Here is a 14,712-nt window from a genome sequence, read left to right on the forward strand (position 1 = left end):
CAATCCGACTCACTAAACATCGAGATTCTTAACCAAAAGTGCATGCTCCTCTATAAACCTCCTTCTTGGATCTACAACTTCACCCATTAGTATTGTGAACAATTCGTCAGCTTTTATAGCATCCTCAATTGTTACTCTGTGCAGAATTCTATTTTTTGGATTCATAGTTGTTTCCCAAAGTTGTTGAGGGTTCATCTCACCAAGGCCCTTGTATCTTTGAATTGAGAGTCCCTCGTTTCCGAGTTCTCGGAATATTTCTTCTTTTTCAGCTTCAGAATAAGCGTACTTTTCAACCTTACCTTTCTTGATTTTGTATAAGGGGGGGTTCGCTATGTAAACGTGCCCCCTTTCTACTAATGTTTTCATCTGCCGATAAAAAAAAGTAAGAAGGAGAGTACGTATATGTGCACCATCAACATCGGCATCCGTCATAATTATTATTTTATGATAGCGAAGTTTTGTTATATCAAACTCTTCTCCAAAATTTGTACCAAGCGCAGTTATGAGGTTACGTATTTCTTGATTTGAAAGTATCCTATTAATCTGACTTTTTTCTACGTTTAATATTTTACCACGAAGGGGTAGTATTGCTTGAAAACGCCGATCACGTCCCTGCTTTGCGCTTCCACCTGCAGAATCTCCTTCCACTATAAACAATTCTGATTTTGTCGGGTCGCGTTCTGAACAGTCAGCTAACTTTCCTGGAAGTAATGAACTTTCAAGTGCACTTTTCCGTCTTATTAGTTCGCGAGCTTTTTGAGAGGCTTCCCTTGCTTCCATTGCAGAAATAGCTTTTGTTATGATAGCACGCGCGTCAACAGGATTTTCTTCGAAATATCTTTTAAGAGATTCAAAAACGACAGATTCTACAATTCCCCTAACTTCAGTGTTCCCTAACTTTGTTTTAGTTTGTCCTTCAAATTGCGGATTTGGGAGTTTTACAGATACGATAGCGGAAAGACCTTCCTTAAGGTCGTCTCCTGAAAGCCTAATGTTTCCTTTTAAGATATTGTTTTCTTTAATATAGTCGTTTATTACACGTGTAAGCGCAGTCTTGAAGCCTACAAGATGAAAACCGCCTTCTTGAGTATTTATATTATTTGCAAAAGTATAGATGTTTTCGTTATATGTGGCCGTGTATTGGATTGCAACCTCAACGAAAATACCTTTTTCTAACTTCTCAAGATATATAATAGGATGGAGTGGTTCTTTATTTCGGTTTATGTATTCTACAAAAGCCTTTATTCCGCCTTCGAATTTGAAAACGTCCGTTTTCGGGCTAGCCGGAGATCTCTCGTCAGACAGCTCTATAGTTACTCCTTTATTAAGGAAAGCTAACTCTTTCAGTCTATTTTCAAGTATCTCGTAAGAAAATTCTGAAACAGAAAAAATCTCATTATCTGGCTTAAATAAGATAGTCGTTCCTGTATCGTCAGCCTTTCCTATTTCCTTTGCATCTCCCAATTTTTTTCCCTTTGAGCATTCGAAAAAATACAGTTTTCCATCCCTCTTTACAAACATCTGGAATTTTTCAGAGAGCGCATTTACAACAGAAAGACCTACACCATGCAGCCCTCCGGAAATTTTGTATGTTTTGTTGTCAAACTTTCCTCCGGCATGGAGAGCTGTACATACAACCTCCATTGCACTTTTATTTGTCTTGGGATGTATATCGGTAGGTATCCCTCTCCCATTGTCCGATATTTCAATTTCGTTATTTGGAAGTAAACGCACTCTAATTTTAGTGCAAAAACCCGCTTGGGCTTCATCTATGGCATTGTCAATAACTTCGTATGCAAGATGATGAAAGCCGCGAGTTCCAGTATCACCAACATACATCGCTGGCCGTTTTCTAACTGCCTCTAAATCTTCTAGGATCTGTATATGTTCAGCTCGATAATCGCTATTAATATGAAGCGAGCTTTCAACCATTTTTAAACACACCTAATAATAGCTGTATGATTTTCAGATATATCATATCCCGTTTTTTTCTCCTGGTCGTTTTATCTCGTAAATCACTCAAAAATATTTCAAAGTTATAGTATATAAACTTACCTTTTTTCTTCAGTAATTTTAATGACCGCATCCCCCTAATGATGTTGTCTGAAAAGTTATAAAAACAGGTTATCCGGCCTTAAGCAAATATAACAGTGTACCGCCCGAAAAACAACAGAGGAGATGTTGGCGCCTGCCTTTTTCTTCTCCGTATCATTTATCTAAAAAGAGACTTAAGTATTTAAACAACAAATTAAACCAATCTAACGCATGCTTCAAAACCAATTTAGTCTAAGGGACCCACAACCGAAATATGAAAAGATTAAAGAATATATCCTACGAGGTAGCTACAAAAAACCCAAAGCCGTTTTTCTTTTGACTCCTCATGCAAATGAGCAGAAAGCAGTTTTTCCTTTCAGAGACGCTTTGGCAACAGAATTAAGAAAAAGGGGCATCGTTGTAAAAAAGTTTTATAGCCTTGATACGATAACAAACCCCTGGAAAATAAGAAAAAGAATCGGAATGGCTACGGGCGACTCTATTTCCTATTGCAATTATATCCTTACTCTTCAAGATTATTATTCTCGCATTAAATTCTCGTATACGCTTCTTTACCGCACTCCCAAAAAATCAGCAATAGCGCTTGAACTTCATGCATATGACATAAAAAAAGCTGGCGAGATCTCTGGGGAGTTAGAGTGGGTAAGGCGTTTAAGAGACACACATGTATTTGCAATAAAAGATGCTTACCTTTTTCTGAAAGAACAGACCAGAAAAGTAATTGACCTTATTGAGCAGAATATAAAAGAAGTAAGAAGAATAGCCTCGCTAGTGCCGATTAATGTTGACTCAATCATTCATTATCTTGAGAGGATCTTCCCACAACTCAAAAAATTTAATAGACATTTTTTGATCGTTGAAATACCAGCCACGACTGTTTTTTTGCTGAACAAAAATTCACCTTATCATTCTTTTTTTATTGATGGTCATCGCTTAACTGACGTGTTAACTGAGTTTGAAAATAATTATTGCGTTTTTGATAGGCGAAGTATGGGTTTTACGGCCAAAGAAATAAAAGCTGTTGCTGATATACTTCTTCTTCCTGCACTAAGAATTAAAAGAGACTAAGTGAAGTAAATTGGGGGGAACATGATAAAAGGTTCAAGTCTCTTAAAGAGAGGTCTCGCTCAAATGCTAAAAGGCGGGGTAATAATGGATGTAGTCAGCGCAGAACAAGCAAAGATTGCTGAGAGTGCTGGCGCAGTCTCAGTTATGGCACTGGAACGTGTACCGGCCGATATAAGAGCTGAGGGCGGCGTTGCAAGGATGGCTGATCCCTTGAAAATCAAAGAGATTAAAAGCGCCGTTACCATCCCTGTGATGGCAAAGGTGAGGATCGGGCATTTCGTTGAGGCACAAATCCTTGAAGCATTAGGAGTAGATTTTATAGATGAAAGTGAAGTTTTGACACCTGCGGATAATGAAAATCACATAGACAAGAAAAACTTTAGTGTTCCATTTGTATGCGGTGCAAGAAATTTAGGAGAAGCTCTTAGGCGCATTGAAGAGGGAGCGGCAATGATAAGAACAAAAGGCGAAGCTGGGACGGGCAATATCGTTGAAGCGGTTAAACATATTTTGACTATAAAAAAGGAAATATCACTGTTAAAAAATATGGATAAAGGTGAATTGGCAAAATACTCAAAAGAGGAGAATGTGAGTCTGGAATTAATTATGGAGACACGAGACTTAGGACGACTACCTGTAGTTAATTTTGCTGCAGGAGGAATCGCAACGCCGGCAGATGCAGCATTATGTATGCAATTAGGCTGTGATGGCGTATTTGTTGGAAGCGGAATCTTCAAATCTTCAGAACCAAAGAGGATGGCGGATGCAATTGTTGAGGCCGTTGCACATTTTGAAGATAAAGAATTACTTGCAAGAGTTTCTGAAGGGTTAGGAACACCAATGAAGGGAATTGATATTGAAGAATTAGAGGGACATCAAAGAATGGCAACAAGAGGAATCTGAACCGAAACTTGTTTTTGCGGCTATAAGAAAAGGAAGAACTATTTATCCTTTCATCAGAACAGCGATATAATCAAATCAATCAGGTCAGATATCAAGGGAATGCGGAAATCTCTACTTTCAACATCGGCGGGCATAATTTTTTCTGAACCCTGTTCTCTTTCGGAGTTATTTTGATTGTTGCTCATCATAGTTCGGTTAGTCTCTTGAGCTGGAAGTGAGACTTGCTCCATTTTTTCATTTGTTTCTTTGTAAGACTTGGATAGATTAAAGGTTCTACTTCTTCTTTTTGCTTCTTCTGCAATTTTCTCAACATGCTCATCGACTTCTATAATAGGCAAGCTCTCTATCTCGAATTTCTCAATAAGTCGCTTTGCTTTTATTAAAGAAACGATGTCATAATTCACAGGATGGCATATTTGATATACACTAAAAATGCCGTTTGTTGTTATGTTTGTTGCAACTCTATTTATCTCTAAAAGAATTGATTTAACAGCTAAGAAATTTTCTTTTGATTGGTTTTCTGAAAATCTTTCAATAATCATCTCAGCATCTCGGGTTAGATATTCGAGGTTTTTAGTTCTATTTTCAAAATAAACAATAAGGTCTATAAATTCCCAGCCGACACCTTGAGCAAGTGGACTACAAATCGGAGTAAAGCATGACTTAAAGCACGATTCCCGATCCGAACAGGGATAGAGATCAGTTCCAAGATATTTTTTGCATCTGGATTCGCCAGGCTCGCGGCTTTTTGAAAACGAGATGATGAACTCTTTAAGCTTTTGAGTTTCATTTGGTGGGATTTTTTTAAACCCTTTCAAAATATAATATTCAAATAAAACATCCCTTATTTCGGATTCATTTTGTACAATTACGAAACTTGAAGGAGAATCTATTATCTTTTTGACAATCAAATTTTGTGTACCATTAATAACTACAAAATAATAAACCGAATAATTCCTTGTTAATTTAAAATCCTCGATGCTGAAGAGCTCATTATCAGTGAGGTAACTAGCGATAAAAAGGTCTAGATATTCATCACCTTTTGAAAACGCTAAAGCTGATGGTAATGATGCAGTAAGAAGTAAAATAAACATCAGATTAATCATTTTGACCGCCGCCTTATCTTTCTTATTATAATGACGTAGAGAATATAAGAAGTCCCTATAATTATTAATGCTCCACCTGCCAAATAATAAAGTAGTTCTAAATGAGATGAGAAGATAGATGGCTTATTAGTTTCTTTTATTTCCACAGTCCTAGCTTTATCACGGCTCTTATTGAGAGACTGCGTTTGTAGACGTGACATCTCGGGTTCTGGTACTTTAAATACCGTAACATTGACCGGTTTGGCATTTTTCACACCCGGTGAATAAAATGTGTAGACCCCTGGATAAGTAGGCATATATTGTACCATGCCACTATTATCAGTCGTTAGATACTCTGCTCTTCTAAGAGGAGAAACAACTACTATCGTTGCATCTGGTGCAGGACTACCATTACTCTTACTAACAAAAAGAGTTATCTTTTCGTTTAGAGCTGCAAGAGCCGGTGCATGTAAAAGTAACGTCTCGTTAATGGTCTTATTTTGGTCGTTGCTCAAAAGAATTATTTTAGAGGCAAAATCTCTTGTTTTATATACTTTACCCAAAATGCTGTACTTTATTTCTATTGATTCTTGTGGAGAGAGAGTGAGAAACTTCCACTTTGCTATTATACTGCCATTCTCTATCACATCCGGCAATATGTCAAAATACACTTTTTCTTTGCTGTCGGCTGCTAGGGACGGTATAACCTCAACCACCTCAAAATTTTCAATCGGCTCTGTATCGTTGTTTTGGATAAACAAAGAAAAATGTGTAATATTATTAAATGCGTCTACACTAGTCGAGCGCCTAAAATAATAGGTCTTTAACCCGCTGCTTATATTTTGAGATATAAACGAAGCTCCGCTGCCACCGCTGGCCGAAGGACTACCTGCAGATGAACCTCCTATGCTACTGCCTCCCCCACCTCCACCACTACCGCTGCTTGATGACGAACTTGGGGCATTCTCACACAAGTAAGTGTTTTGGCTACAAAAACCACTTACGCACGTCTGATTATAAAGACAGGAATAACCGTTCTGGACCTTTCCACCTATTGTCCATTCTGAATATGAAGTTGTATTTATCCAGACATAATTATTATTAACGTCAACGCCAGCTACGGGTTCTTCGTATTTTATCCATGATGAGTTAATGGTATTATATTTAAATGGTCTTAAAGTCGCCTCAGAGATTCCAAGACTATCCACTTCGGTCTGATTATATGATATCCGCAACTGAGAATCCAAAAGTGAATTGATAACATTATCGCTTGTCGTGATGAACACAAAAATATCTAATCCTTTTTCATAAATATTACTCGTATTCAGATTATTAGCTGATAAGCTACTAAAGGATATATTTATTTCCCCCTCCACAATGGTGGCATTTGTCACTAATATTATGCTTAAGTTTGTCTCTGTTGAATTTAATTGATAGGAAGAATTCTCAGTTATATTAAGGCGGTTGATTTTAGTTGTAACAAAACGATATATTGAACTTAAAAGATGATTACTTGCTAAATCAGAGATTTTTACCTGTACATAATACATCGAGGATGGGACAAGTGAAGATAGTGTGATGTTCTTTGTTGTCGTTTGCGCCGTATCGTTACTTGTATTTAAAAGAGCATTTTGTGAAAAACCATATAATACGGTCGCATTAACAGGTTCGGATGAGACTAATGCAATAGTTGTGCTTTCGTTGGTTATGTTCCAGATATATAGGAGACGGATATTGGGCGGTAGAGTGTCAACATGTACTGAATTAGTAGCTGTTTTATTTGTGTTGTCTGCATAGTCCGTCATATAAGCAGAATAAGAATACTCCCCATCTATTAGGTTAGTTAAATTGATGTACCAAAGAGTACCAACTCCATTCATAGTATAATTTGTCCCATTCCACTCCAAAGTCGCATTTTTGATTGGTTCATTAACTGAAAGATTGATAAAAACATAAGTTAGATTCTGGTAATGACCATCGGACGGCGTAGGAGAGACAAATAATCCTCTAGGTTTAGTGAGATCTATGTGAACTTTGCGCTCTTCTGATGAGACCCATTGATTGCGGGCAGAGTGATTGGCTAAGACTCTGTATGAATATTCTCCCTCTCCCAAATCAGATTTGTTAATCCAATAATATCCGTTATTGGAGTTTACAGTTTCATTTATGCTATAATTCCATTCAAGTAAAATTTTATCAGAGAAACCTGAGATAGTAAAGTTAATTACTACTGAATTAGCTGAAACGTTCGACGCATTTTGGGGAGTGGGTGCCAAAAAGGTAATGTTCATATCGCTCATCTGCACATATAGTATATTTGTGCCGGTAGTATTTGAATTTCCCCCAAAATCGTGTCCTACAACATAATATGTATAGTTTCCATCAAAAAGAACAGTGATATTATAGTACCATCCAGTGCCCGTATTATTCGTCATGTTATATTCTGTTCCATTAAAGTAAAGACTTACGCGCTCTAAAGTTTCGGAGGAAGTTATGTTTATAATAAAGGAAGAATTTTGAGAGTATGAATTGTTAAGCGGAGTCCTATCTACAAATGATATCACTGGCGCTATTGTATCTATCCTCAATCTTCTTGTTTCGGATACGTTCCACAAACCCGTACCCGAGGAGTTAGCATAAACTCTGTAGGTGTAGTTTTCATCTGACAAGGAGGATATAGTGGTTCCAAAAGTTGGAAAGGTTCCATTCATTGTTAAATTTGAAGAAAGGTTCCATTCAAGTAAGACTACCGAAGCTGAGGGTGAAGAAAAAGTAACATTTATTTCAACCCAGGTCTTATTTATGACTGAATTGTCATCTGGTGTTGGAGAAGAAAAATCAAAAATTGGATAGTTATCAACGATAATATTCCGTGTTTCGCTAGAGTTGATGTTTCCGTTTAAATCGATTACATAAATTTTATAGGGATACGTTCCACTCGATAGATTAGTTTTATTTATATACGCATAAAATGACTTTGTATTTGTTGAGTTAATAAGAGACTCATTTGAACCGGCCCATTCTATAATAGCGGAGGAATAGTTCTCATTAATGCTTATGTTGATGAATACATTTGAGCCATTTATAGTAACATTGTTGGCAGGTGTTGGCTCAACAAAAAAAATGGTTGGCTTAATAGAATCAGCACGAATCAAAGCTTCAAAGACGCTTATCCTCGGGTAAACTGTCCCATTCCAAGGGTCCGTTACGTTTTTTCCGCTTGCTTTTAGAGTATTTTTTATTTCAATTGGTGTTGCGTTTCCACGTTGTAACGAGATGAACTGTTTTATAAGAGCTGCGGCTCCTGCAGCCATTGGAGCTGCCATCGATGTTCCGCCCATTGTAACCGTTGTTCCATCATAATCTACAGACGTTATAAGTGCACCTGCTGCAAGTAAGTCAAGATTTGGCCCCCTGTTGGTAAAGCATGTTAATCTGTCCGGTGATGTTGTAGCATCTACACAGTTGCTCCAGGCAACACCTCCAACGTCGGCATCGTAAACCGCCCCAACGGAGATAACGGATGGATCACAAGCAGGATGAGAAATGCCTGTCGAATGGTTTTCGTTTCCACTTGCTGCAAAGATAGCAATTCCTGCATTCGTGGCAGAAGAAAACAGAGAAGTATTGAAAGTAGGACAGGTATCTTCGGTATATCTACCACCATCCCCCAAACTCATAGATATGACTGAAATGTTATAGATAGACTTGTTTGAAATGCACCATTCAACAGCCAATGCTACATCAGAAAAATAACCTTGTCCGTTTCTGTTAAGAACTTTTAATGCAACTATTTCAGCTTCTGGTGCAACACCTCGAACCGACCCATTTGCCGCAATAATGCCTGCAACATGGGAACCATGCCCATTATCATCCGTTGGGTCGTTGGTCCTATTCACAAAATTCCAGCCACCCCTAACCTTACTGCAATTTCCACTAAAAAACTCACCAGAAGTGCAATTTCCAAAGCTTTCGTGATTATAGGCTATTCCTGTATCAATTACACATACCGCCTGTCCTTTTCCTGTTATATTTTGCCCACCCACATAAAGATTATAGGCAGGAGTAACGTTTTGAAGTGGGAGAGCCTCTTGTAGGCTGATATATACCGGCCTATCATAAATAATCCGTTTTACTAAGGGGTTTCTTTCGAGCTCCAATAATTGCTGGCGCGTGACTTCTCCGGCAAATGCATTGAAATATTTATATCTTGCCTTAAGGGGAAATGAACGAAGTGAAGATATCACTTTTTCTTGTGCAAGCGAGTATTCTCTTTGTTTTTGTACAACGTTGGGCGAATAGAGTCCATATTGGCCTATAATCTCAGAAACCGGCTCTGAATCATTTAATAGTACAATTACTCTTATGCTCCCCTCCCCATTCAGTTTTTCTAGAACAGTTGCGTCGATTTTTTCCTCTCTTAGATTCTCATTTAATAATAAAGGCCCTGCAAGAAGTATCTGAAGAAGAAAGAAGATGAAATAGAGGAATGCTAACCCCTTAAATGACATAATCAAGTCTATACAAAAGCTCTTTAAATCACTTTCTCTGAATATACTATGATGAGACAAAGGATAGGGGTGCTTTCATTTCATGGCGACGTAGCAGAGCATAAAGTTTCGCTACTTGAAGCTGGAAAAAAGGAAAAAATTGACCTTCATATAGTAGATGTTAGAAATAGAGAAGACCTAATTGATTTAGACGGCTTAATAATTCCAGGCGGAGAGAGCACGACCATAAGTAAACTTATCTCTTCTCAAGATATGTGGGAAGATATAAAAAAGATAAGAAAAATATTTGGAACATGCGCAGGGGCTATCTTACTTGCAAAGAAAGTAAATGGAGCTACAAGCGAGCAGAGATTTTTGGAACTTATGGACATAGAGGTCTCAAGAAACGCTTATGGTCCACAAATAGAATCTTTTGAGGATGAAATAGAAACAACCATAGGAAAAGTCAGAGCCGTTTTTATTCGAGCTCCTTTATTTGAAAGGTGGTGGGGAAACTGCGAAGTTTTGGGGTTTTTTGACAATCGTCCTGTAGCAATAAAAGAAAGATGCAAAAATCAAGTATTTCTTGCTTTGGCTTTTCATCCTGAACTTAGCGGCGAAACAATATTTCATCAATATTTCTTACGACTCTAAAAATCCAAAAACCATATTATAACTTTTTACCTGAAAAACAACTTTTGCATATGTCGGTTCGCATACATAAATCACAAGCAGGTGATAGACACCACCTGCAAGTTTTAGTTGCAACGTTCCCACAAATTGAGCATATACCAGGACGAATCATAGAAGCATTCCCCATCCAGCAAGACGCCACCTTTGGTTTATTCTTCTACAAACTGCAAGTTTTACATCTTTATCAACACATATACCTCTCTTTAGTTTTAGCTCAATATTTTTGCCCTTTTGCTTTGTGATAACGCCAATTGTTGTTGCGGTTCCTGCACAGATTACAAGCGGTTCTTGGGGCTTTAATGGCTGTGATTGTATGTCTGATCTGTTTAAAACGTTAAATTCCATAGTAAGCTCATCTAAAACGGGCGGCAGTTCACCTGGTCTTCCAACCACATTACCAACAAGCCCATCTCCCTTAGTTAGAGAGGGATCAATCAGCGTCTCGAAAGCCACAAGTCCTCCTGGATATGCTTTTTCAACTCTTTCATTACCTACGTTTATGCCCACAATCTTAAGTATAATTGGAACCGTGATCTCTTTATCCTTTGTTTTCTTTGTGATTCCAGGCCTAAGCTCAATTTCGTCGCCAACCTCAAACTTTCCCTGTAAAATAGAGCCACCAATTACTCCACCCCTTAGCTCTGTTATTGGTGTTCCCGGCCTATTAACATCAAATGAACGAGTTATGTACATTCTGGGCGAGAGTTCCTGATTCCTTGTTGGGGTAGGAATAGTCTTCTCAATAGCCTCAACAAGAGCATCTATATTCATTTCATAATTTGCAGAAGTCGGGATAATGGGGGCGTTTTCCGCTATCGTGCCTTTTAGAAACTCTCGTATCTCTTTATAGTTTGCTAAAGCCTGTTCCCGGCTTACCAAGTCAATCTTATTTTGGACAACGACTATATTCTTTATTCCAAGGATATTTAGGACAAGAAGATGTTCGTATGTTTGGGGTTGAGGACACTTTTCGTTAGCAGCTATTACTAAAATTGCCCCGTCAATTATACTTGAAGCTGCAATAGCAGTTGTCATCAAAGTCTCATGTCCGGGTGCATCAAGAAATGAAACGACGCGTGAAATTTCTGCTCCTTTGGTCTTCTTAAGAGAGTAAGTCGTTTTTTTTCTTGTAACTGTTTTGTAAAACGTTGCATCTGCATACCCTATTCTTATGCTGATACCTCTTTTGAGTTCTTCTGAGTGTTCCGAGGTCCACTTTCCAGTAAGTGCGCGAGTAAGGGATGTTTTTCCATGGTCTACATGACCAACAAGACCTATATTAACTTCTGCTTGCATCTCTCCACGTCCTCATTTCTTCTTTTTTGTTCCCGTGTTCTTTTCTTTTGTCTTCGATTTCTTTTCACTTACATTATCCTCGCTTTTTTTGAAAATCTCGCTGAGTGGTTGTGGGCCTTCTTCAACAACTACAGTGTTAAGCTGTGCTATTTCAGCATCAACTTGGTTTCCATGGACTCTTTTTCTTTTTCTCTCACCCTTCTTAGTTGGACGAAAGCCCGGTCTATTTGAGATTAAAACTGCTGTTCTTCTTGAGCCGGAAACATCCCTTCTCATCGGAAAGCCTGAAGTATCGGAACCACCTGTTATCTTAAGTTTGTATCCGGATGCGCCGGCTATGCCACCGTCAAACTCATCTCCTATCTTCAACCCATAGAGAGCTGCTGCTTTTGCAGCATGCACCTCAACTTGATAAGATTGTCCACTTTTATGAGATATTACTATTTTCATAGTATCAATTCCTCCGTCTCCATGATCAATAAGAAAGTAGGTAAATTTAGATGGGCAAATTTTAAAAATGAAAGAGTAAAGTTGGTTCATCACAGAGCGGACTTTTGGTCTCTCTCCCCTTCTTTTAAATGATTATTCTTGTTACTCTTTTGGTGGTAAGATGAAAATAAATTTAGAAGGAGTAAGATTAGCTGAAATTGAAAAGATAGTCAGTCTCCTTAACGACAGGGGGTTTGAGCATCATCTGATTTTTGTAAAGTCAAAGGCTTATTTAGAAATAGCTCCCACGCGAGTGTTATCTAGTAGCAATAATACGCCATTGGATATATGTAATATAGAGTATATCTAAACGATACAATGTGGAAAAAACCAATTGAAATAGCTTTTCTTACTAGAGATTTTTGAAAATAAAAGGTTGCTGTTAATAAAACATTGGAGGGTTTTCTATCTCTTCCCAGATTGATTAAACTGTTATTACTCAAAATTTTTGCCAGCACGCCCGATAGCTGACGAAGAAGAAAAGCAAACGCCAAAACTCCAAAGATTGTGAGTTGTGTTCTGCAAAGGGAATAAAGAAGAGTATTAACTTCAGTTTAGCCAAAAAGGGCTGCAAGTCCCTCTGCAGTTGCTTCCTCTTTTTTACCTTCTTCTGCAACTTCCTTCTTTTTTTCTTCTTTTTCTCCTCCCTCCTTACTCCCAGAAGGGGAAGAAACCACAGGTACAGCTGCAGATTTTAGGAGTTCATCAAAGTTTAATCCAGCAACGGCTTCTGAGAGTACTTTTGCACGCGCCTCATCTACCTGAACACCTGCGGATGAAAGAACGGATATTATATTCTCTTTTGTGATTTCTTTGCCGGCACCGTGAAGTACCAGTACCGCATGAAGATATGGGTCTACTTTCATTTTAACAACCTCCAACCATATTTTTATTAGGCGTTTTTATTTTACTTGCGCTTGTTCAAAAACATTTGCTTCTCTAAATGCCTTTTGAAGCAGAAGTTGAATTGTAGCAGTTGAATAAACACCGCAGTTTAGCGAAAGATTTCTTGCTTGAAGTATGGTGTTTATCAATAAAATGTTTATATTATTATGTGTCGGATATCCGATATTTATAGAAAAGTTTGATGATTCAACAAAGGCACGTATGGTGTCCGACTGGAGAGTTGATGAATCAACATCTAACGTGTTATAGTCAAAGAGCACTCCTTCCTCATCAACTGCTGCTTCTATTCTTATTGCGGCTTCAAAAGGAAGAATGCCTAGCTTTTGGAGTGCCTTGGATACGGTGGGTGATATCTTCTCTCCTTTTTTAACCACTATCGATTCTTTTGCTATAACTATTTTACCCCCACGTATTTGGGCATTTATGTTCGCGCTTTTTAGTTCAGAGAGTGCTGGACCTGGAGGTAGATTTGTCTCACCCTCTAAAACCTTTATATCCTCTACTGCAATTTGGCCCGGTTTTGCAGCGATTTTTTCCTTATTATTCCTGAAATATTGAGCGATAGCGTATGGCGAAAGCGACGAAGAGAGAAAAAGGAGGGAAGGATTTTTCAAGAAGGGGATTAACTTCTCTCCATTTTTTGAGGTCTCCAATGCCCTTTTAATTACACTGTTTTTAGCCGCTATAAATTCTACCTTTCCTCTGAGCGCTTTTCTTGCTTTTTGGAGCAGTCGATCTGGGACGTTGTTTAGATTAACCAAACCAATTACCTTGGACGATTTTATCTTGGATGAAAGATCAGCAACCTTTTTTTTCTTTTTTATAATCGCCTGCCGCTCATTTTTGTTTTCCATCTCTTTTTTCATATTTACACCAGCGCACACTTGCCCATCGTGAGTTTCACGTATATCCGTTTTATGTTTTCGGAACCGACTTTTTCCGCAACTCGGCTATATACTGCTTCAGCATTTTCAACTAAATCATCGACGCTCATCTTTTCTGTTCCAATTGCACACTGAGCTACAGGCAGGTTTTTTCCTTTGCTTGCAATCTTTACGGTTCGCTTAGCAAGCTCAATCATTTCTGAAACCGATGCACCAATTATAGGTTTTGGAAGCTTTCCACGAGAGGCTAAGACCTGACCTAACGTCTTTCCGATTGTGACCATAAATGAAGGCTGTGCAAAGAAGACATATTCTCGTGCGAGCTTTTTAAGAGCTTTTTTGTTCTGCGCCATCTTAGTTATTTCAGAAGAACCCACAACCGTATCTGCTCCAGCGTTCTTTGCTTCTAGGGCCATTTGTTGCTCTGCAAAAACCCAGACTTTAGGCGTTTTGCCTCTGCCCTTTGGTAGTGCAACTTCAACATTTAGCCTATTATCCGGCTTGGAGAAATCAACATTTTTAAATGAGAAGATAATCTCAACTGATTGGGTAAAATTTCTTTTTCCTTTATCCAATAGAGCTTTTTCTATGGCTGCCTTAAATCTGTCTCTTTCTATCATGGTTTGTTTCCCTCCTGCTTAAAGCAGTTCGACGGGAAAAAAGCTATTTTGCAAAAGTAGCAATACATTGACAAATTGAACTATATAAGCATTTCGGAAACAGATTGGTAACTTATTGCTGGGCGTATTGAGTATCTGTTTTGGAAAAACGTTCTTTTTACTGATGACCTGTAAATGAAGAGAGTCTATGCTGATGCTTAAAATCTATAAGACCATAAGACTT

12 protein-coding genes are annotated in these 14,712 nt (G+C 38.2%); 4 read left to right on the forward strand and 8 right to left on the reverse strand.

The window, feature by feature from the left end; genetic code table 11:
• Positions 1 to 12 precede the first annotated feature (12 nt).
• A complete protein-coding gene (gyrB, locus tag QXF67_02605) occupies positions 13 to 1,932 on the reverse strand; it encodes a DNA topoisomerase (ATP-hydrolyzing) subunit B (protein MEM3060403.1) in 1,920 nt (639 codons plus the stop codon).
• Positions 1,933 to 2,265: 333 nt separating this feature from the next.
• On the opposite strand from gyrB, the gene QXF67_02610 reads away from it, so the two are divergent.
• Both QXF67_02610 and pdxS read left to right on the forward strand, forming a co-directional pair.
• Complete coding sequence (locus tag QXF67_02610) at positions 2,266 to 3,123, forward strand: hypothetical protein (GenBank protein MEM3060404.1); 858 nt, start codon at positions 2,266 to 2,268, stop codon at positions 3,121 to 3,123.
• 21 nt (positions 3,124 to 3,144) lie between these two features.
• Entirely contained in the window at positions 3,145 to 4,026 is an 882-nt protein-coding gene (gene pdxS, locus QXF67_02615) for a pyridoxal 5'-phosphate synthase lyase subunit PdxS (protein ID MEM3060405.1), read from the forward strand.
• A 53-nt stretch (positions 4,027 to 4,079) separates the two neighbouring features.
• On the opposite strand, the gene QXF67_02620 is transcribed toward pdxS, so the two are convergent.
• Together QXF67_02620 and QXF67_02625 are read right to left on the reverse strand one after the other, a co-directional pair.
• Positions 4,080 to 5,132: a hypothetical protein gene (locus QXF67_02620; GenBank protein ID MEM3060406.1), complete on the reverse strand. Its 1,053-nt coding sequence runs from the start codon at positions 5,130 to 5,132 to the stop codon at positions 4,080 to 4,082.
• The gene (locus QXF67_02625) at positions 5,129 to 9,622 is read right to left on the reverse strand and encodes a S8 family serine peptidase (protein MEM3060407.1); all 4,494 of its coding nucleotides are present in this window, start codon (positions 9,620 to 9,622) and stop codon (positions 5,129 to 5,131) included. The genes QXF67_02620 and QXF67_02625 overlap by 4 nt, the downstream gene beginning before the upstream one ends.
• A 51-nt stretch (positions 9,623 to 9,673) precedes the next feature.
• On the opposite strand from QXF67_02625, the gene pdxT reads away from it, so the two are divergent.
• Positions 9,674 to 10,255 carry a pyridoxal 5'-phosphate synthase glutaminase subunit PdxT gene (gene pdxT / locus QXF67_02630; protein ID MEM3060408.1) on the forward strand — a complete coding sequence of 194 codons (582 nt, stop codon included), beginning with the start codon at positions 9,674 to 9,676 and terminating at the stop codon, positions 10,253 to 10,255.
• A gap of 147 nt (positions 10,256 to 10,402) precedes the next feature.
• Here pdxT and QXF67_02635 read toward each other — a convergent pair whose 3' ends face one another.
• Entirely contained in the window at positions 10,403 to 11,590 is a 1,188-nt protein-coding gene (locus tag QXF67_02635; protein ID MEM3060409.1) for a translation initiation factor IF-2 subunit gamma, read from the reverse strand.
• Between the two features lie 12 nt (positions 11,591 to 11,602).
• The gene (locus QXF67_02640; protein MEM3060410.1) at positions 11,603 to 12,130 is read right to left on the reverse strand and encodes a 30S ribosomal protein S6e; all 528 of its coding nucleotides are present in this window, start codon (positions 12,128 to 12,130) and stop codon (positions 11,603 to 11,605) included.
• Between the two features lie 70 nt (positions 12,131 to 12,200).
• Here QXF67_02640 and QXF67_02645 point away from each other — a divergent pair, with 70 nt between their 5' ends.
• Positions 12,201 to 12,389 carry a hypothetical protein gene (locus QXF67_02645; GenBank protein MEM3060411.1) on the forward strand — a complete coding sequence of 63 codons (189 nt, stop codon included), beginning with the start codon at positions 12,201 to 12,203 and terminating at the stop codon, positions 12,387 to 12,389.
• Positions 12,390 to 12,633: 244 nt separating this feature from the next.
• Here QXF67_02645 and QXF67_02650 read toward each other — a convergent pair whose 3' ends face one another.
• Genes QXF67_02650 through QXF67_02660 form a run of 3 tightly spaced genes read right to left on the reverse strand, consistent with a single transcriptional unit; the run spans position 12,634 to position 14,489 of the window.
• Complete coding sequence (locus QXF67_02650) at positions 12,634 to 12,945, reverse strand: 50S ribosomal protein L12 (protein MEM3060412.1); 312 nt, start codon at positions 12,943 to 12,945, stop codon at positions 12,634 to 12,636.
• Between the two features lie 36 nt (positions 12,946 to 12,981).
• On the reverse strand, positions 12,982 to 13,851 hold the full coding sequence (gene rplJ, locus QXF67_02655; protein MEM3060413.1) for a 50S ribosomal protein L10: 870 nt from the start codon (positions 13,849 to 13,851) through the stop codon (positions 12,982 to 12,984).
• Between the two features lie 2 nt (positions 13,852 to 13,853).
• Complete coding sequence (locus tag QXF67_02660) at positions 13,854 to 14,489, reverse strand: 50S ribosomal protein L1 (protein MEM3060414.1); 636 nt, start codon at positions 14,487 to 14,489, stop codon at positions 13,854 to 13,856.
• Between the last annotated feature and the right edge of the window lie 223 nt (positions 14,490 to 14,712).

The sequence above is a fragment of the Candidatus Anstonellales archaeon genome (assembly GCA_038869735.1).
Lineage (GTDB): Archaea > Micrarchaeota > Micrarchaeia > Anstonellales > CG1-02-47-40 > JAWCQO01.

What these genes read in the sequence shown, in the direction of transcription:
- QXF67_02635 (MEM3060409.1), bottom strand. Translation starts at nt 11,590, where the DNA reads ATGCAAGCAGAAGTTAATATAGGTCTTGTTGGTCATGTAGACCATGGA.
- QXF67_02660 (MEM3060414.1), bottom strand. Translation starts at nt 14,489, where the DNA reads ATGATAGAAAGAGACAGATTTAAGGCAGCCATAGAAAAAGCTCTATTG.
- pdxT (MEM3060408.1), top strand. Translation starts at nt 9,674, where the DNA reads ATGAGACAAAGGATAGGGGTGCTTTCATTTCATGGCGACGTAGCAGAG.
- gyrB (MEM3060403.1), bottom strand. Translation starts at nt 1,932, where the DNA reads ATGGTTGAAAGCTCGCTTCATATTAATAGCGATTATCGAGCTGAACAT.
- QXF67_02625 (MEM3060407.1), bottom strand. Translation starts at nt 9,622, where the DNA reads ATGTCATTTAAGGGGTTAGCATTCCTCTATTTCATCTTCTTTCTTCTT.
- QXF67_02620 (MEM3060406.1), bottom strand. Translation starts at nt 5,132, where the DNA reads ATGATTAATCTGATGTTTATTTTACTTCTTACTGCATCATTACCATCA.
- QXF67_02650 (MEM3060412.1), bottom strand. Translation starts at nt 12,945, where the DNA reads ATGAAAGTAGACCCATATCTTCATGCGGTACTGGTACTTCACGGTGCC.
- QXF67_02645 (MEM3060411.1), top strand. Translation starts at nt 12,201, where the DNA reads ATGAAAATAAATTTAGAAGGAGTAAGATTAGCTGAAATTGAAAAGATA.
- QXF67_02640 (MEM3060410.1), bottom strand. Translation starts at nt 12,130, where the DNA reads ATGAACCAACTTTACTCTTTCATTTTTAAAATTTGCCCATCTAAATTT.
- QXF67_02610 (MEM3060404.1), top strand. Translation starts at nt 2,266, where the DNA reads ATGCTTCAAAACCAATTTAGTCTAAGGGACCCACAACCGAAATATGAA.
- rplJ (MEM3060413.1), bottom strand. Translation starts at nt 13,851, where the DNA reads ATGAAAAAAGAGATGGAAAACAAAAATGAGCGGCAGGCGATTATAAAA.
- pdxS (MEM3060405.1), top strand. Translation starts at nt 3,145, where the DNA reads ATGATAAAAGGTTCAAGTCTCTTAAAGAGAGGTCTCGCTCAAATGCTA.